Here is a 16,222-nt window from a genome sequence, read left to right as displayed (position 1 = left end):
TACAGGGGAGCGGATTACGGCATAATAAGGGTTTCAGGAATTCGCCAGCAGCATCCGGCTCTGCCTAACGCACCCTACAAGCTGGTCAGAGTTTCCAACATTACTTTTTGCTCATCAATCCAACCCCGTTCCCCAGCGGCCTTAATCATAGCGTATTCACCGCTGACATTGTAGGCTGCAACGGGTACATCGGTGTGCTGTTTAATTTCGCAAATGATATCCAGATAAGCTAAAGCGGGTTTAACCATGACAATGTCGGCCCCCTCGGCAATATCCAGTTCCACTTCTTTAATCGCTTCCCTTGAATTGGCCGCATCCATTTGATAGGTCTTCTTGTCACCAAACTTGGGTGCTGAATCCAGGGCATCTCGAAACGGACCATAGTAGGCAGAGGCATATTTGGCGGAGTAGGCCAGGATTCCCACATTGATCCAACCAGCCCCATCCAATGCCTGACGAATTGCCCCGACTCGGCCATCCATCATATCCGACGGAGCAACAAAATCACTTCCAGCTTCTGCTTGGGCGAGGGCCTGTTTGGTGAGCACGGCGACGGTTTCGTCATTGAGAATGATGCCATCCTCCACAATGCCGTCATGGCCCTCACTGCTGTAGGGATCGAGGGCCACATCAGTGATGACCAGGATATCAGGGACGGCTTGTTTAATGGCACGTACCACACGGGGAATTAAGCCGTTGGGGTTATAACTCACTTCATCAATGTGTATGAATTAAAGTTAAAGTCTGGGTTGTTTACAAATCGATCCTGGTATGGTTTGGTTTGATGTCAGTTATGTAGCATCCGCTGTAATTTCTATCCCTGGTTCGGACATGAACTATGACATACCTACCCCAACCCCCAACCTTAACCGAACGTAATCTTTATATAAATCCCTGCTGTTGGTGGGTTTGGCCTGGACTTTTCGGTTGGGCCCTCACCACCGCTTCAGGAGTATGGTATTTGACCCATACAAACCAGTGGCCTTACCTCCTCTATTTGCTGTTAGAAACCGCTTGGATTACAATGCATTTTGGTTTGGTTTTGGCGGCTTGTCCCTTTAAGTTAGAAGAGCATTTACAAATCTTGGCTGCAGCAGCCCAAACAGTGCCGCCTGTGGATCTTTGTATTCCCTGTTGTAATGAAGATTTGGATGTGATTCGCAATACGTTTGCCCATGCTAAGCAGATGACCTATCCCAATCTCTCAATCTATTGTTTAGATGATGGGGCGAGTGCGGAGGTGGAAGCTTTGGCCCAAGCCCATGGCATCACCTATATCTGTCGGCCTAATCGGGGTTATATGACCAAATCCGGAAATATGCAATATGCTCTGGGGCAGACGACGGGCAAATATATGTTGGTATTGGATGCGGATTTTGTGGCGGCACCGGATATGCTACAACAGATTGTGCCCTGGATGGAAAATGATCACAAAATTGCAATTCTCCAAACCCCACAATATTTTGATTCTCAAGGACCTTTGCCTTGGGTCGCTCGTGGAGCGGCCTATTGTCAAGAGGTGTTTTATCGAGCAATTCAGCCGGCCCGAGATCGCATCAATGGCAGTTGTATTTGTGTGGGCACCAATGCCTTATATCGTCGTGAAGCCCTAGAACAATGTGGTGGCTTTTATCTGGTTCCGGCTTCTGAGGATGTACATAATGGCTATAATTTGATCCAAAATGGCTGGAAAATTAAGTTTTTACCCTTGATTTTTGCCAAGGGGCTTTGTCCTGATTCGATCGAAGGACTGTTCAAACAACATTACCGTTGGTGCAGTGGCAGTTCAAAGTTAGTAACCTCCCAGTTTTTTTGGCAAGCCCCTTTACCCTTACACCTTAAGTTGGCCTATGTATCAGGAGTATCCTATTACCCTTTGATGGCATCCGGTTCGATTGTTTATGCCGCCCAAATTATTACGATGATTTTCTTTTTGTCGGCGGATGTAAAATGGTACAACCTCTATATTTGGCTACCCCAGGTGTTGTTGCAATATATCATTATGCCCAATTGGAACCATGCCAGTTGGGGTATTGCACCGTTAAAGTCCGCTACGGTTTTTCGCTTTGCTTATATGGTGGCCTACATTGATTTAATTCGACAACAAACGGAGGCCTGGATACCCAGTGGCAGTTCCACCAAGTCCCAGCGCTTTGTCATCTTCCGAGGCTTGATTGTGGTTGAGGCCCTCACGTTAATCTTCTGTTTGGCCAATCTTCCCAATGCCCATTTTATTCCCTTGGCCACCACTGCGAGTTTGGGGGTTTATTTACTTTGGGTGGTGGGTATTGAGGCGTTTGGTGAGTTGGTTCCCCAGGGGTTGCGTCAGGTTTTTGTTAAGGGAGAAGAGCAAACTTAAGGGAAAGCTTAAACCAACCTTAAGCTTGAGTACCGATGTTTGGGTTGGTTTTGCTTGGGTTAGTGAATTTTCACCATTATTGATGGTGCGACAGCAGGAATTTATGTTGGTTTCTCTTCTCGATTCATGATACTGTTCAATTACTCAAAATACAGACTTCTTTGAGTGATGTTAGGTTCCCCTGGTAGAGTCGTAGATTGTTTTTGCTACAACAAGTTCAAGATAGTATCACAGAGATTAATTTAATAATGGTTCAAAAGTTTACGCGGCCGTTCATCTGCTTTCTCTTAGCGGCCCTACTATGGATTCCCGTGGGTGGTAATGCCTATGCGGCTGAAGAATTCACAAACGTAGCGCTGAATAAATCAGCCACTAGCCGTACTGCGTACAGTAATAATTTTGCTACTTATGGTGGCAGTAAAGCTGTGGATGGTCTATTCACAACACAGATCGGCCAATTTTACGTCAGTCTTTCTAATAGTGGTGCTGATCAATGGCTGCAAATTGACCTAGAGGATACGCAATATATCGATCGACTTGAAGTTTATCCAGATACCCGATCCACAAACACGAATGAGCTACTCAATGGTTTTATCTTGATTTCAGACCAGCCATTTCCCTGTAATTCCTCCCTTGAAGCAGATATAGAGCAGACAAATCAAGGAGGCTGGAAGACCTTGATCGAGGATGTGAGCACTGGCAATCCACTCGTTTTTAATGTGGGTCACTTTGGACGTTATGTTCGCCTACGTGTACCCGATATCCAACAATGCCTATCTATTATAGAGCTAGAAGTGTACGGTGCTGAGAGTAGTCCTGAGACGATCGTTAATATCTCCGCCACAGAAAACTACAGCAAAGCCACCGCCGTTACGCGAACTCTCTTTCCTGGTAGCTACACCATTAGTCTGATTGGCAGCGACACCGAAGGTGCCGAGTATGACGCTTGGGTCTACAAAGCCGATACGCCCCTAGCTGGCTGTCGCCTTGATGGGACCTGTAAGTATGATGGTTGGATCAATCGCTACTACTACTATGGTACGACCTACACCGAGGTTCCTGAAACGGCTTTCTATGCCTGTAAGGAATATGCTTCACGGCCTGAGAACAAGCCTGCGGATCAAACCCTTTTGCTGGAGGAAGAAACTGAGGTGTTGTTCTATCTCAATGATTCTAATCCCAGTAACAACACGGGTGGGATTTCTCTCCTTGTCTCCCCTAACTAGAGCTAACAGTTTGAAGTTGGTTTGATTAAAGGATTTGCGATCGTCCATCTCAACCTAAGGTGGGCGATCGTTTGTTTTTTGGAGAGTTTCGATCGTCCATTTGACCGAGGAGGTAGATCGTTTGTTTTGTGCAGGGTTCACCGAACCAAGTATTTAGCTTAACCTGTGTCTGGGGAATAGCTTTACCCCTGATTGACTGACAAAACCCTTGAAATGCTGATTCTCCCGTAGGTTGGGTTAGCGATAGCGTAACCCAACAAAAGCCTGACTGGTGTTGGGTTTCGTTGCCTCAACCCAACAAAAGCCATGATCTTTTGTCAGTCAACCAGGCTTTACCCTGGCGAACCCAGGTTTACTACAATTTTACAGTACTAGAAACCATATGAAATGTTGACAATTGGATCATTGATAGGAGAATTATATCTCTCTATGTAAAATTTTATTACGACATTCAACATTTATGGGAACCATTATGTTGTTTTGTATCTTCCATTCATGATGTTATTCTATATCATGATAATTTTAGATCACTCAGAACATAGATTGATTTTCAGGAAGCTGATGTAAACTGCATCTTTCCTGGGTCTTTCCGCATTCATTGAGTAACCTAAGGTGTTGCAAACATCATAGGTTTTATTGAGATTTATTGTTGGTGCAACAAGTTCTGAATAATATCAGGAAGATTAAAAATGGTTCAAAAATTTACGAGACCGTTCATCTGCTTTATCTTAGCAGCTCTGTTATGGATTCCTATAGGTGGTTTCGGCAATGCCTATGCAGCTGACGACTTCACAAACTTAGCTCTGCAGAAAACGGCTACGAGCCGTACCACATATGGCAGCTTAGCTCCCAGCTATGCTGTAGATGGCGGTACAAGTAGATACTATTGCAGTGCTCAGGCTAGCGGTGATCAATGGCTACAAGTTGATTTAGGAGACAGCTACTATATTGATCGCATTGAACTTTTGCCAGAACATGGTTACCGCAACGCTCTAACCAATTTTGATCTGCTCATTTCAGACCAGCCGTTTTCAAGCACTTCTTCTATAGAAGAGGACAGAGCACAGGCAAACCAGGGGGGCTGGCAAACCTTCTTCGATGGCGTGATTGCCACCGGCCCAGGCGTTTTTGCTGTAGACCACTTTGGACGTTATGTTCGGATCCGTACACCTAATGTCAACGGTTGGTTCACAGTTGATGAGATAGAAGTGTACGGTGCTGAGAGTAGTCGTGAGACGATCGTTAATATCTCCGCCACAGAAAACTACAACAAAGACACCGCCGTTACGCGAACTCTCTTTCCTGGTAGCTACACCATTAGTCTGATTGGCAGCGACACCGAAGGTGCCGAGTATGACGCTTGGGTCTACAAAGCCGATACGCCCCTAGCTGGCTGTCGCCTTGATGGGACCTGTAAGTATGATGGTTGGATCAATCGCTACTACTACTATGGTACGACCTACACCGAGGTTCCTGAAACGGCTTTCTATGCCTGTAAGGAATATGCTTCACGGCCTGAGAACAAGCCTGCGGATCAAACCCTTTTGCTGGAGGAAGAAACTGAGGTGTTGTTCTATCTCAATGATTCTAATCCCAGTAACAACACGGGTGGGATTTCTCTCCTTGTCTCCCCTAACTAGAGCTAACAGTTTGAAGTTGGTTTGATTAAAGGATTTGCGATCGTCCATCTCAACCTAAGGTGGGCGATCGTTTGTTTTTTGGAGAGTTTCGATCGTCCATTTGACCGAGGAGGTAGATCGTTTGTTTTGTGCAGGGTTCACCGAACCAAGTATTTAGCTTAACCTGTGTCTGGGGAATAGCTTTACCCTGGTGAACCCAGGTTTACGGGAGTTTTACAGTATCAGGAACCATTATGTTGTTTTGTATCTTCCATTCATGATGTTATTCTATTCATGATAATTTTAGATCGCTCAAAATACAGATTGATTTTCAGTGAAGTTGATGCAAACTGAACCTTTCCTGAGTTTTTCCGTATTCATTGAGTAACAGAAGGTGTTGCAAGCATCGTAGATTTTGTTGAGATTTATCGTTCGTACAACAAGTTCAGATCGAATTAGGGAGATTAAAAATGGTTCAAAAGTTTACGAGACCGTTCATTTGTTTACCATTATAAAATGGTAGCAAAAAATAAGAACAAAATCAACTCGGTTCTAGATCCCCTGCTCCTTGAGTGCGACATTTTTGCCAAAACTAGTTACCAATGGTGCCAGATTGGCGGTGCGTTACGGGACGATGCTGGTGGCGAAATATTGCTTAACAAAAAAATGAGTAAAAGCATTGACGATATGGTTAGAGTTGGGAACTAAGAGGAGAAAGAGCAATGCTTGATGTCAAGCCCATCGGTGCCAGTGTTCCTTAAGCTTACTCGTCGGGTAGCCCTAGCAGCATTTCCCCAAGGGCTAGCTGCTGTTGGTTATTTTCTACAAAAACATTGCAATATCTACAAAGATGAGTTAGACTTTAAGCATAGATTTAATTCCATTAAAGATACTTTGTAACTTAAATTAAAGCCGATAACCAAGGTTTTGGTAGTTACGTTAATTGTCCAGAGTGGAGTTTCATTTATGCGCTAAGCCGGGCTTCGTCTGGGTTTAGCCTTGGGAGATACCCCCTGGCTGCGAGAGCAGCTTGCATTAGTGAGCCAAGATCCGCCTTTGGTAGATTTTGGTAGCTAAAAAGTATCGGAACCTTTATATCTGGCTCAGGGATGAACTCGGAGAGATTTATCACGATCAATACTTTGCGGACTTGTATAGCAGCCAGGGAAAGCCAGGGATTAGTGCAGGACAATTAGCCCTGGTCAGCGTGATGCAATTTCTGGAAAACTTACCAGACCGTCAGGCGGCAGATGCAGTCAGAGGTCGGTAGAACAGGAAATATGCCTTGGGTTTGGAGGAACGAAGATAGTGGCTTTGACCATACAGGCAAGCGTGAATTTCGCAATCGTTTGGTAGACGGAGGTGCAGGAGACAGACTATTAAATCAGTTACTCAGCCAACTCAAAGCAGGGGGATGGATTAAGGATAGAGTTAAACAACGCAGTGACTCAACCCAAGTGCTCGCAACCCTGCGAGAATTGAACCGTCTTGAAGCGGTCGGGGAAATGCTCAGAGCGACACTCAATGAAATTGCCCTGACCAAACCAGACTGGTTGCTTGCGTTGGGTAGACCCTGAGTGGTTTGAGCGTTATGGTAAAGTCATAGACGATTATCGTCTCCCCAAAAAGCAGCTCATAAGCACTGCCTTAGGGGAGCAAATTGGCCGTGACGGGATGAAATTGCGCTTTGTGTCTGTGGCTTGAGGGAACCCCAAAGTACCTACGCCGTTTACCCAAGGTTGAACAACTGCGTCAATATTGGGTCTATCAGTATTATGAAGACCCACGGACATATCAAACTCCGCCCACTCAAAGACATGCCATCCCCCGGAGAGCGTTTGAGTTCCCCCTATGAAAGTGATGCTCGGGTTGGGACGAAGCGCTCAAAGTCTTGGACTGGATATAAGGTACAAGAAGCGTGAAACCTGTGAAACGGATCAAGTTCACTTGATTACTCATGTCGAAACCACTCCAGCTCAAGTCCAAGATGTAGAACAAACTGCTATTATTCATCAGGCTTTAGCACAAAAATCTTTGTTACCGAGCCAACATTTTGTGGATGCAGGCTATGTAGATGCGCAGCTGCTCGTCACAAGCCTTAACGATTATGGCATTGAGCTAATTGGACCTGTTAGGCCAGACACCAGTTGGCAAGCGACTCGTGAAGATGCCTATGACTGTTCTCGCGCATGTGATTGACTGGCAGAATCACCAGGTCACTTGTCCTGAGGGACATCAAAGCCGCACTTGGCGAGAACGTCTTGATCATCGTCGAGATACGCCCATTAAAACCCATCGAGTTTGCTAAATCCATATGCCCTTGATTGTCCCGTACGAGAGTTGTGTACTCGCTCCCCCAAGGCTCCCCGGACTTTGACCTTACAACCTATAGCTCAGCCAACTTGCTTTACTACAAGCCCGTCAGCAGCAAGCCTCACCACAATGGTGGGAATATTACGGCCTCCGGGCAGGGATTGAAGGAACGATTTCTCAAGCTGTTACTGGCTTTGGTATCCGACACAGCCGCTACCCTTGGACTAGCCAAAACCCATTTGCAACATGTCATAACTGCAACGGCTATCAATCAAAGCGCGTCTGTTTGCTTGGGTTAAAGGGATTCCTCTCGCTGCTACTCGCATTTCTACCAATGAGCTCTAAATACTGTCCCAGGCTAATGTTAACCACAATATTAAGTACTATAAAGTACTGTTGCACAATATTTCGCCACCAGCATCACAAAGTGTAACGCACCTCTTTAAATTATCAGTAATGGGATGGCTTATCCTAGGATTAATACTCCCATGGTAAAATCTACAACTATTAGATTTTAATTGAGTCCTACATCCATGATTGAATCACTATAATGGATGTAACGCCATAACAATCATAGAAACAAAAGCCCATGGAAGTTACCTTTGATCTACCTGATGAAGTAGTAACTCAGCTTCAACCCTTTTGTGATCAGCTACCTGAAATCCTAACCTTAGGATTGCGAGAATTTAATGCTATTCCTCAAGAAGGTTTTTCCGGTATGGCTGAAGTTTTGGAATTTTTGGCAAGTCTCCCTACAGAATCAGCTATTATTGCTCTACGGCCCTCAGAAGCCTTACCATCTCAGCTATCTATCCTCTTAGAGAAAAATCGGACAGTGGGTTTGACTCCAGCAGAAGAACAGCTCTGGCAACATTATCAATATTTAGAGCATATTATCAGAATCGCCAAAGCTAGGGCATTTTTGAAGCTAAAGAAAACTGAGGCTCAATGAGCAAAACCAGCAGGGATTTTCAAGCAGCTGTACCAGCCCATAACTTTGTTTACTACCTCCCGTTGATTAGCTGACGGCTGACCACTGTTCGCGTAGCGTGGCCATTCGCGTAGCGTGGCCATAGGCCAAGGTCTTTAGCTGAATGCTTACATTCCCTCGATTGTGACACAAGAGGGTTAAGTTGGCATTCGGAAGTTGTCTTGACATTGACCATTATAGTATCAATAATGATACTATGGGTGAACAGATGGCTCGAATAAACGATATTGTTGCCGCTATGCGGCATAACCCCTGTGATGTTCGTTTTGCTGATTTAGTTAAAGTCTGTACTCATTATTTTGGTGAAGCTAGGCACAACAAAACCTCTCACCTTGTTTATAAGACGCCGTGGAAAGGGAATCCTCGTGTCAATATTCAAAAGGGAAAGAGTGGAAAGGCTAAAGTTTATCAAGTTCGTCAAGTCTTAGAGGCTATTGAGAAGTTGGAGGACAGTAATGAAAGTTAATCACCAACACTATACTTACAGCATTACATGGTCAAAAGAAGACGGGGAGTTTGTGGGATTGTGTGCAGAATTTCCCAGTCTATCTCACCTTGACACATCTCTGGTAGCTGCTTTAGAAGGCATTAGTAATTTAGTCGCAGAAGTCCTCGAAGACATGGAAACCTCTGGAGAAGCTATTCCACAACCTCTTGCCGAGAAAAAATATAGTGGTAAATTTCAAATACGAATTCCACCGGAGCAACATCGTTCATTGGCAATAAAAGCCGCTGAGTCTGGAGTAAGTCTTAACCGTTACATAAGTTTGAAGCTATGTAGCTAGGGATTCGAGCATCATATTGAAGAGATGAAAAAAACTAGAGGAAGAGTATCACGGAATAGACTTAACACAAAAGACGACTGTCGATACTTCAGATTGCCTTGAAGAAGAAGAATTGTACTACGACGGTTATTTAGACGAATACAGAACTTTGTTTTAAGTCACCGGCTTGACCTAGCCTATGAATGCTTCCCATTTAATCAGCTATCCAAACTTTTCTGATAATCTAAGTTAAGAAATAGAAGTATATTACCAATGGTAATCCCGATTACGATAAATTGGGGTAAAATTACTGAAAGTAAATCACCCCAAAAATTTTTCATAAAAGGAATACTAGTTAAGACACTATTCAAGATAAATTGTAAGGCTAAAGCAATCAAGCCACCTAGAAAAATGAAGAAGAATACTTTCCACCAATTGCCTTCAACTCGTGAGCGACTGTAATCGAAAGCGTCTTTTCCCCTTTGGTCTCGCAGAATACAAGTTAGCCCATAGTATTGATTATTTACCGTATAAACTATACCTGGGATTATAAGTAGCATAAATCGGATAAAATAGTTAATACTAAATATCAAAACCAAGCCAAGTAGAGGAAGTAAATTTGAAACTATTTTTTGGACTGCACTCTGATAACTGGTATCTCTTCCATGAAGATAATTTTCTGTAATCAGGGCTAGGGCTATATAGTAAATGAAACCTACTAAAGCTACAACCATCGAAAAAACTATAAAAAAGGCCAGAAATAATCCTGAAGGGTTATTTTGTTTTTCAGGGTTTAAAGCTGATAAAATTATCAGCAAAGGCAAATAGATTGTACAAAACAACAGTAGGATAGGCTTCAAGTTTTTTAGATAAACATCAAACCCCATTGAGATTAATTCGATGAATCCAAGTTTTCGGCTTTGAAGTTCAGATAGACTACTCATGGTGACGGCTCCATCACTAGAACGACACAAGTTGCGACTGTAAAGCCAACAGCCACCCTATATGCCTCAATGTGACGCTTTATAGTTAGTTGTCATAGCAGTTTCGCCTACAGTTTTATTAATATAATTAATTGTAGTCATAAATTATAGTTATACCTGTTCTCATAGTAATGAGGTAAACAGGATTTTTTCCGACTCCCGACTCCTGTTCCCCTCCTGGGAGGGGTTAAGGGTGGGTTCCGACTCCCGCGCAACCCTACGACTGTCTACCTCACCTATTTGAGAAATGCTAGATCATACCGGTGGTCGGCACACTACTCCCAGACAAAACCCATGCCAATCATCTAGTCCAATGGCATGAGCTGCTTCTTGATTGACCTTTGTAGGTTTCTGCTGAACACTTAACTTTCTAAACTTGATATAAGCCAACAATTAACAGCCGACAACCAAAGAGAGGTCTTCTGTCTGATGGAGTTATACAAACCTGGGCTTGCCCCTGACGATCCCTTGAGAAAAAGAAAACGGTTTAACCAAGCCTCCCTAGGTTTAGTCTCTACTCTAAGTTTTCCAGTGATTGTTAGTACTGCTGACGCCATGCTCAAGTCAGCAGAAGTTACCCTTGTGGGTTATGAAAAAACTGGTAGTGGTCACTGCACTGCCATTGTGCGGGGAGCGATCGCTGAGGTCAGAATTGCTGTGGAATCGGGTAAGGATTATGCTCAACGAGAGGGTGAGTTGCTGTCTTCGACAATCATTGCGCGACCACTTCCGAACCTGGAAGTGATATTTCCCATCGGTGTTCACCTACTCGATCAAGTTAATCAAAATCATCGTAGCCGGGTCAGTAATCATGCCCTAGGTCTTTTAGAAACCAGGGGATTGCCCGCAATGGTTGGGGCCTCGGATGCCATGCTCAAAGCTGCCAATGTACAGCTTACTGCCTACGAAACCATTGGGGCGGGTTTATGTACTGCCATTATTCGGGGTCGTGTGGCAGATGTAGCCGTTGCTTTACAAGTTGGAATGGCTGAAGCCCAGCGTATTGGTGAACTAACCGCTGTGACAGTGATTCCTAGACCTCTTGAAGATTTAGAGAAAAGCTTGCCAGTAGCGACTTGCCTGATTGAGGAGCAACCACAACCGTTGAGAATACCAGTTAATGTAAAGGAAGCAGAAAAAGAACTTGTAGAACTACCAGATTTAAGAAACTTACCCATACGTACCAAAGATTCATAATAGCTACCATGGAAAAAAGTCCACCATGAACACCATGAAACTCTCTTTTCCCCATTCCCCACTCCCTACTCCTGACGTTAAAGACTGTCAAAGACTAAGATCTATATCCTTATAGGAGTAATATCATTGAAGCAAGCCACATTGCATCAGTTAAGGGTCTTTGAAGCAGTCGCTCGGCACCACAGCTTTACACGAGCTGCAGAGGAACTGTTTCTCACCCAACCCACTGTCTCTATGCAGGTGAAGCAGCTAACCAAAGTTGTTGGTATGCCTCTGTTTGACCAGGTAGGTAAGCGCATCTACCTGACCCAGGTTGGTGAGGAACTAGTTAAAACCTGCCGGGATATCTTTGAGAATTTAGACCAGTTTGAGATGAAAGTGGCAGATCTCAAAGGTTTAAAACAGGGGCGTCTGCGCTTAGCAGTGATTACAACTGCGAAATATTTTATTCCTCGTTTACTAGGTCCGTTTTGCCAGCGTTATCCAGGCATTGATATTTCTCTCCAAGTCACCAACCACGAATACATCCTTGGTCGTCTCAGTGATAATCTAGATGACCTATACATTATGAGTCAGCTTCCGGAAAACCAGGAGACCTGCTATAAACCAGTCCAAGAAAACCCCCTGGTTGTGATCGCACGGGTCGATCATCCTCTAGCTCAGGAAAAAAATATCCCCCTCAAGCGTATAGCTCAAGAAACCTTTATTATGAGGGAGCCTGGTTCGGGAACACGCAAAGCTGTACAAAAACTGTTCGATCACCACCAGATTTCCCCAAAGGTGCGGCTGGATTTGGGGAGTAATGAGGCAATCAAGCAAGCGATCGCAGGGGGGTTAGGAATTTCTATATTATCTCGTCATACCTTAGTCCTCGAAGGGGTTAACTCTGAGCTGGTGGTTTTGGATGTAGAACACTTTCCCATCGAGCGTTACTGGTATGCTGTCTATCCACGTAGCAAACAACTATCGATTGTTGCTGGTACTTTTCTAGATTATCTATTGGGTTCAGAGCCACTAATTTGCGAAAAATAACATTGCTCAATAGCGCAAGCAAACCAGCTGTATCCTCCTTTTGAGGGAACAGCTGGCTATTGTGCTTTTGTGCAAAGCTACTATTGCTCTATTCGTTGACGTGCGATTTATTGAGATTTATTCAAATAATTTTGAGCTTGTTTGAGAGCGATCGCACCAATATTGTAAGCTACCCAGCCTAGTGCTAGGAGTAAAGGCAATAAGACTATTAATAGACGTAAATCCATGGTTCTAGTGTCCTCCCTATAATGCTTGAATTGAAACTCCCCGGTCATTAGACGCGGGGATTAGTTAAGAATCCGCAATCGAATCTTACAGGCGTAGTCAATGCGCCCCTACTGAGTTCCACTTGGTCAATGCCAAGGGTTCCCGCTAATTTTTTGTTGGTTATGCTTTCTAGGTACTACCACGCTTGCCAGTGGGGTAAGCTCTGCGATCAGCAATTATTTACCCGTTCACAAGAGGTCAGACCCGTGGCGAATTTAATTCGCCGACGGAAAGCGCACCTGAGGAATAACGCAATGCAATCTTTGTTCGCGTAGCGTGGCATTTTGGCCAGGGTCGGCATTTCTCCGGTACTAGAATCGCTTCATAACGTAGGCGTTTACCATTACTCACTTTACCAGTTTAGCTTTCATGACGGCAGTTAAAACTGCCGCGTCGCGTTTCCTGCCCGGATTAAAATCACCGGGCTACCAAGCTCCCGCGTTTTTCCGTGTTTTTACGAAAAAATTTGGGTAATCGCGCCCCGTCCTTATAGGACGGCTTTTTTTTTAAACAATGCCCTTGACAGTTTGTACTAGGTATGCTAGCCTCAAAGTCTAAACAACAGACTAAAAAACTAGATAAATACTATCTAACCATAAGTAGGCAACGTAAAAAATATGTATCAGATACATATTGCGTAATTTGGTCTAACGACTTAAACGTCTATGAAAAGTTTAGATAAAAAAAAGTATCTATCTATATAAAAAAAGCGATGCAGTCGCAAATGGGGGTTCCCCCCATTTGCGACTGCATCAAGACAAGGTACGGTGGGGCACACCGAAACCTAGGTCATAGACCAAACACGCTCATGGAGAATTGCCCTCTACCTTTCCTGGCTCCGGCCTGGTTAGGCAAGGCAGCTCTTTGAAGTGAGAATCCCCTTCCTTATAGGGCGGGGAGTGTCAAATATATAGTCGCACCTATGGGTCAATTTTTTTGGCTCTTCCGTACTTGTTATGCTAAATCAACACTTTCTTGATGCAGCGCGGTCATGGGGGAAATCCCCTTTGGCGGCGCTGCATCGCTTGGCAAAGGGACTTCGGAGCAGGGACTGAGGCCGTAGGCCACGCTACGCGAACGGAGCAGGGGGAAGAGGCTGTATTCAGAAAATTTGATTAGTTAAATAGCCTCATACCCTTTACACAGTGAGCTTTTTGAGTTTTTTTAAGTGGAAATTTAGCATAGCAGGTACTGAAGAACCATTTTTTTTAGTTAATTTTTCAGTAACCTGATCACCCATTTTTTCAAGACCTTGGACGCTTCTTGGATAAACCTAACCAAACTTAATCAAAAATCCCCACAATTGACTAATTGGTAAGGAATCGGGAAAAAGCGATACAGGGCTTTTGTAATAATGTTTTTCTCAATTATTGTCCACTGTTGCCTGATTGGACGTTCCCTGTTCCGGGTTTCGGGCAACGGCAGGGAAGTATTATATTAAACTAAATCCTAAATCTGTGCCTTTACCTGCATGAACTAGAGCCAACTTTTCATAGTGCCGTGCATGTTCAATCAGTTCAGCGGCTTGAGCCTCCGAAAGATCCCGTAATTTTTTGGCAGGGACACCGACTACCAGGGACAGGGGAGGAACGTCTTTACTAACCACAGCTCCAGCGCCCACGATACTACCATGACCGACACGAACCCCATCGAGTACCACTGCTCCAATACCAATCAAGCTACCCTGTTCAATATATGCTGAATGAATTACAGCGCGATGACCAACAGTGACATGGTCTTCTAAAACTGTTGGCTTGCCGGGATCTCCGTGCAAAATTGCGCCATCTTGAATATTAGTGCGATCGCCAATCTCAATGCGCTCCACATCACCTCTGACTACAGCACCATACCAAATGCTAACTCCTGCAGCTACGGACACCTGACCCATAACTACAGCATTAGGGGCAACAAAGGCAGCAAGAGAAAGATCTGGGGGAGGCCAAAAAGATGTCAGTATTGGGGTTTGAGGTAGGGGATAATCCACAATTAATCAGAATAGGGAGATAATGGTAATTAATACCTTAGGTTTTACATAGGTTTTACAGTGGGGTCACTTAGACCAACACTAATAAATACCCAGTTATAATGATGGAGCCATTAGGTAATAGCATATACCTCTAAGGCACTCCCTAGCATTTAATGATTGATTCTAGCTTGCAGTACCCGATATTCGGTTCAGAAATAAAATGTCCTCACTGCCGTCAGATAATTCCGGCATTGACGTTGACTGACACTTACTTGTGTCCGCGTCATGGTGCGTTTGAAGCCAACCCAAAAACTGGGGAACTGATTCATTTACAATCTGGGCGTCACTGGCGTCTATGGCAAGATAAATGGTACCGACAGCACACTCATCCTGATGGAATTCGCTTTGAGATTCACGAAGCCCTAGACAAGTTATACACTGAAGGATATCGGGCAACACGGGTAATTATTGCCAGTCGTTATCGGGATTTAGTGAGTGCCTACCTAGAGCGCAGTACCCCCTGGCGAGGGAACTCAGAGTCAGGCAAACCAAGGTTGTATGGCTTGCCGGTAGAATTTAGCCCAGAACCTGAGGAAGAACCTTGTTGGGAAGTGATCAATTTTGATTTGGAAAAAGAACCTGGGGTACCTGTGCGCTACCCTTATTTCCGATTGTTTTAGTGATTGGTGATTGGTCACCACGTGATTAGTGATTGGTGATCACGTGATTTTAGTACATCTGTTGTTGGTTAGAAAAAACAAAGGGTAAAGGAAAAAGGCCAAAGGACAAAACCCATGCATCACGCTTCGATTCGCACAGCCAATATTCATCGCGCGATCGCATTTTATGAGAAGTTAGGATTCACGGTATGTGAACGCTTCACTACTGGCATGACTCTAGCGTGTTGGCTGAAGGGACTGGGGGGACGCTTGGAACTGATCCAAATTCCTGAACCATTACCAGCACCAGATGCCTTTGGGGATGAGCATTATGTGGGATATTACCACGTATCTTTTGACCTAACTGATAGCGCTACTGACTTGCCAAGTTGGTTAGAGTCCTTGAAAGAAAGTTTTAAAGAGGCTTCTGAGCAGAACCCAGAGCAGTTTCAACCGTTGAAGGTTCTGTTGGAACCTACCCAACAGATGATCGGTAATCATGTTTATGAGGTAGCCTTTATCGCTGATACTGATGGTTTACCGTTGGAATTTTTGTATCTGCTAAAAACCCAGACATAGCTAGACACCGGTTTGAGGCAGTCGGGAGTCGGGAGCGGTGCGACCCGTGGCGAATTTAATTCGCCTACGGAAAGCGCACCGAGGGAGTCGGGAGTAGGAATGCCCTGAAAAAAAAATTACTAGTCTGTCTAGCTGTTTTTACCATAATGAGGTACAAAAATTTTGCCCTGTTCCCTCTTACCCTCCTGGGAGGGGTTAGGGGTGGGTTACTCTTTCCTGTTCCCTGTTCCCTGTTCCCTGTTCCCTGTTCCCTGTTCCCTGTTCCCT

22 protein-coding genes and 1 pseudogene are annotated in these 16,222 nt (G+C 44.5%); 17 read left to right on the top strand and 6 right to left on the bottom strand.

The features are described from left to right. Window positions 1-77: 77 nt before the first annotated feature. Window positions 78-710, bottom strand: a pseudogene (gene hemB / locus AC4II3_RS23805) (porphobilinogen synthase); the annotation flags it as partial. Window positions 711-838: 128 nt separating this feature from the next. Between hemB and AC4II3_RS23800 the strand changes: the two are divergent. The 10 genes from AC4II3_RS23800 (at window position 839) to AC4II3_RS23755 (ending at window position 8,469) form a co-directional block, all read left to right on the top strand. Beyond that, window positions 839-2,359, top strand: a complete 1,521-nt coding sequence (locus AC4II3_RS23800) for a glycosyltransferase family 2 protein (protein ID WP_488016192.1) — start codon at window positions 839-841, stop codon at window positions 2,357-2,359. Window positions 2,360-2,607: 248 nt separating this feature from the next. Beyond that, on the top strand, window positions 2,608-3,585 hold the full coding sequence (locus tag AC4II3_RS23795) for a discoidin domain-containing protein (protein WP_488029616.1): 978 nt from the start codon (window positions 2,608-2,610) through the stop codon (window positions 3,583-3,585). 689 nt (window positions 3,586-4,274) lie between these two features. Continuing rightward, window positions 4,275-5,225, top strand: coding sequence for a discoidin domain-containing protein (locus tag AC4II3_RS23790; protein ID WP_488029615.1), 951 nt, complete (start codon window positions 4,275-4,277; stop codon window positions 5,223-5,225). 708 nt (window positions 5,226-5,933) lie between these two features. Continuing rightward, a complete protein-coding gene (locus AC4II3_RS23785) occupies window positions 5,934-6,104 on the top strand; it encodes a hypothetical protein (protein WP_490722905.1) in 171 nt (56 codons plus the stop codon). Window positions 6,105-6,270: 166 nt separating this feature from the next. Beyond that, the gene (locus AC4II3_RS23780; RefSeq protein WP_488015590.1) at window positions 6,271-6,474 is read left to right on the top strand and encodes a transposase; all 204 of its coding nucleotides are present in this window, start codon (window positions 6,271-6,273) and stop codon (window positions 6,472-6,474) included. Next, window positions 6,455-6,781 carry a hypothetical protein gene (locus tag AC4II3_RS23775; RefSeq protein ID WP_488015592.1) on the top strand — a complete coding sequence of 109 codons (327 nt, stop codon included), beginning with the start codon at window positions 6,455-6,457 and terminating at the stop codon, window positions 6,779-6,781. The genes AC4II3_RS23780 and AC4II3_RS23775 overlap by 20 nt, the downstream gene beginning before the upstream one ends. Window positions 6,782-7,055: 274 nt before the next feature. Further along, on the top strand, window positions 7,056-7,403 hold the full coding sequence (locus AC4II3_RS23770) for a hypothetical protein (RefSeq protein WP_488015594.1): 348 nt from the start codon (window positions 7,056-7,058) through the stop codon (window positions 7,401-7,403). Further along, window positions 7,378-7,512, top strand: coding sequence for a hypothetical protein (locus tag AC4II3_RS23765; RefSeq protein WP_267876342.1), 135 nt, complete (start codon window positions 7,378-7,380; stop codon window positions 7,510-7,512). The genes AC4II3_RS23770 and AC4II3_RS23765 overlap by 26 nt, the downstream gene beginning before the upstream one ends. Window positions 7,513-7,546: 34 nt before the next feature. Continuing rightward, window positions 7,547-7,816, top strand: a complete 270-nt coding sequence (locus tag AC4II3_RS23760) for a hypothetical protein (RefSeq protein ID WP_488015596.1) — start codon at window positions 7,547-7,549, stop codon at window positions 7,814-7,816. 290 nt (window positions 7,817-8,106) lie between these two features. Further along, window positions 8,107-8,469, top strand: a complete 363-nt coding sequence (locus tag AC4II3_RS23755) for a hypothetical protein (RefSeq protein WP_488015598.1) — start codon at window positions 8,107-8,109, stop codon at window positions 8,467-8,469. A 66-nt stretch (window positions 8,470-8,535) separates the two neighbouring features. Here the strand turns inward: AC4II3_RS23755 and AC4II3_RS23750 are convergent, their stop codons facing one another. Next, the gene (locus AC4II3_RS23750) at window positions 8,536-8,676 is read right to left on the bottom strand and encodes a hypothetical protein (RefSeq protein ID WP_488015600.1); all 141 of its coding nucleotides are present in this window, start codon (window positions 8,674-8,676) and stop codon (window positions 8,536-8,538) included. Window positions 8,677-8,716: 40 nt separating this feature from the next. Here AC4II3_RS23750 and AC4II3_RS23745 point away from each other — a divergent pair, with 40 nt between their 5' ends. Further along, the gene (locus AC4II3_RS23745) at window positions 8,717-8,974 is read left to right on the top strand and encodes a toxin HicA (RefSeq protein WP_488015602.1); all 258 of its coding nucleotides are present in this window, start codon (window positions 8,717-8,719) and stop codon (window positions 8,972-8,974) included. Then, complete coding sequence (locus tag AC4II3_RS23740) at window positions 8,964-9,293, top strand: type II toxin-antitoxin system HicB family antitoxin (RefSeq protein ID WP_293089580.1); 330 nt, start codon at window positions 8,964-8,966, stop codon at window positions 9,291-9,293. The genes AC4II3_RS23745 and AC4II3_RS23740 overlap by 11 nt, the downstream gene beginning before the upstream one ends. 197 nt (window positions 9,294-9,490) lie before the next feature. On the opposite strand, the gene AC4II3_RS23735 is transcribed toward AC4II3_RS23740, so the two are convergent. Continuing rightward, a complete protein-coding gene (locus AC4II3_RS23735) occupies window positions 9,491-10,216 on the bottom strand; it encodes a hypothetical protein (RefSeq protein WP_488015604.1) in 726 nt (241 codons plus the stop codon). Window positions 10,217-10,684: 468 nt separating this feature from the next. Between AC4II3_RS23735 and ccmO the strand changes: the two genes are divergently transcribed. Together ccmO and AC4II3_RS23725 are read left to right on the top strand one after the other, a co-directional pair. Then, entirely contained in the window at window positions 10,685-11,452 is a 768-nt protein-coding gene (gene ccmO / locus AC4II3_RS23730; RefSeq protein WP_488015606.1) for a beta-carboxysome assembly protein CcmO, read from the top strand. Window positions 11,453-11,578: 126 nt separating this feature from the next. Further along, window positions 11,579-12,484, top strand: coding sequence for a LysR substrate-binding domain-containing protein (locus AC4II3_RS23725; protein WP_488015608.1), 906 nt, complete (start codon window positions 11,579-11,581; stop codon window positions 12,482-12,484). A 107-nt stretch (window positions 12,485-12,591) separates the two neighbouring features. Here AC4II3_RS23725 and AC4II3_RS23720 read toward each other — a convergent pair whose 3' ends face one another. Further along, complete coding sequence (locus tag AC4II3_RS23720) at window positions 12,592-12,711, bottom strand: photosystem II protein Y (protein ID WP_293035713.1); 120 nt, start codon at window positions 12,709-12,711, stop codon at window positions 12,592-12,594. 1,018 nt (window positions 12,712-13,729) lie between these two features. On the opposite strand from AC4II3_RS23720, the gene AC4II3_RS23715 reads away from it, so the two are divergent. Next, on the top strand, window positions 13,730-13,870 hold the full coding sequence (locus tag AC4II3_RS23715) for a hypothetical protein (protein WP_488017137.1): 141 nt from the start codon (window positions 13,730-13,732) through the stop codon (window positions 13,868-13,870). Between the two features lie 313 nt (window positions 13,871-14,183). Here the strand turns inward: AC4II3_RS23715 and AC4II3_RS23710 are convergent, their stop codons facing one another. After that, the gene (locus tag AC4II3_RS23710; protein ID WP_488017139.1) at window positions 14,184-14,735 is read right to left on the bottom strand and encodes a gamma carbonic anhydrase family protein; all 552 of its coding nucleotides are present in this window, start codon (window positions 14,733-14,735) and stop codon (window positions 14,184-14,186) included. A gap of 155 nt (window positions 14,736-14,890) precedes the next feature. Here AC4II3_RS23710 and AC4II3_RS23705 point away from each other — a divergent pair, with 155 nt between their 5' ends. Both AC4II3_RS23705 and AC4II3_RS23700 read left to right on the top strand, forming a co-directional pair. Beyond that, the gene (locus AC4II3_RS23705; protein WP_293084345.1) at window positions 14,891-15,397 is read left to right on the top strand and encodes a TIGR02652 family protein; all 507 of its coding nucleotides are present in this window, start codon (window positions 14,891-14,893) and stop codon (window positions 15,395-15,397) included. Window positions 15,398-15,511: 114 nt separating this feature from the next. After that, the gene (locus tag AC4II3_RS23700; protein WP_488029684.1) at window positions 15,512-15,955 is read left to right on the top strand and encodes a VOC family protein; all 444 of its coding nucleotides are present in this window, start codon (window positions 15,512-15,514) and stop codon (window positions 15,953-15,955) included. 64 nt (window positions 15,956-16,019) lie between these two features. Here the strand turns inward: AC4II3_RS23700 and AC4II3_RS23695 are convergent. Continuing rightward, window positions 16,020-16,222 (bottom strand): hypothetical protein (locus AC4II3_RS23695; RefSeq protein WP_490722904.1); only part of this gene is annotated, 203 nt, incomplete at its 5' end.

The sequence above is a fragment of the Moorena sp. genome (assembly GCF_982860115.1).
The sequence above is the reverse complement of the archived record's forward strand: the minus strand, read 5'-3'. Positions and strand labels throughout refer to the sequence as shown.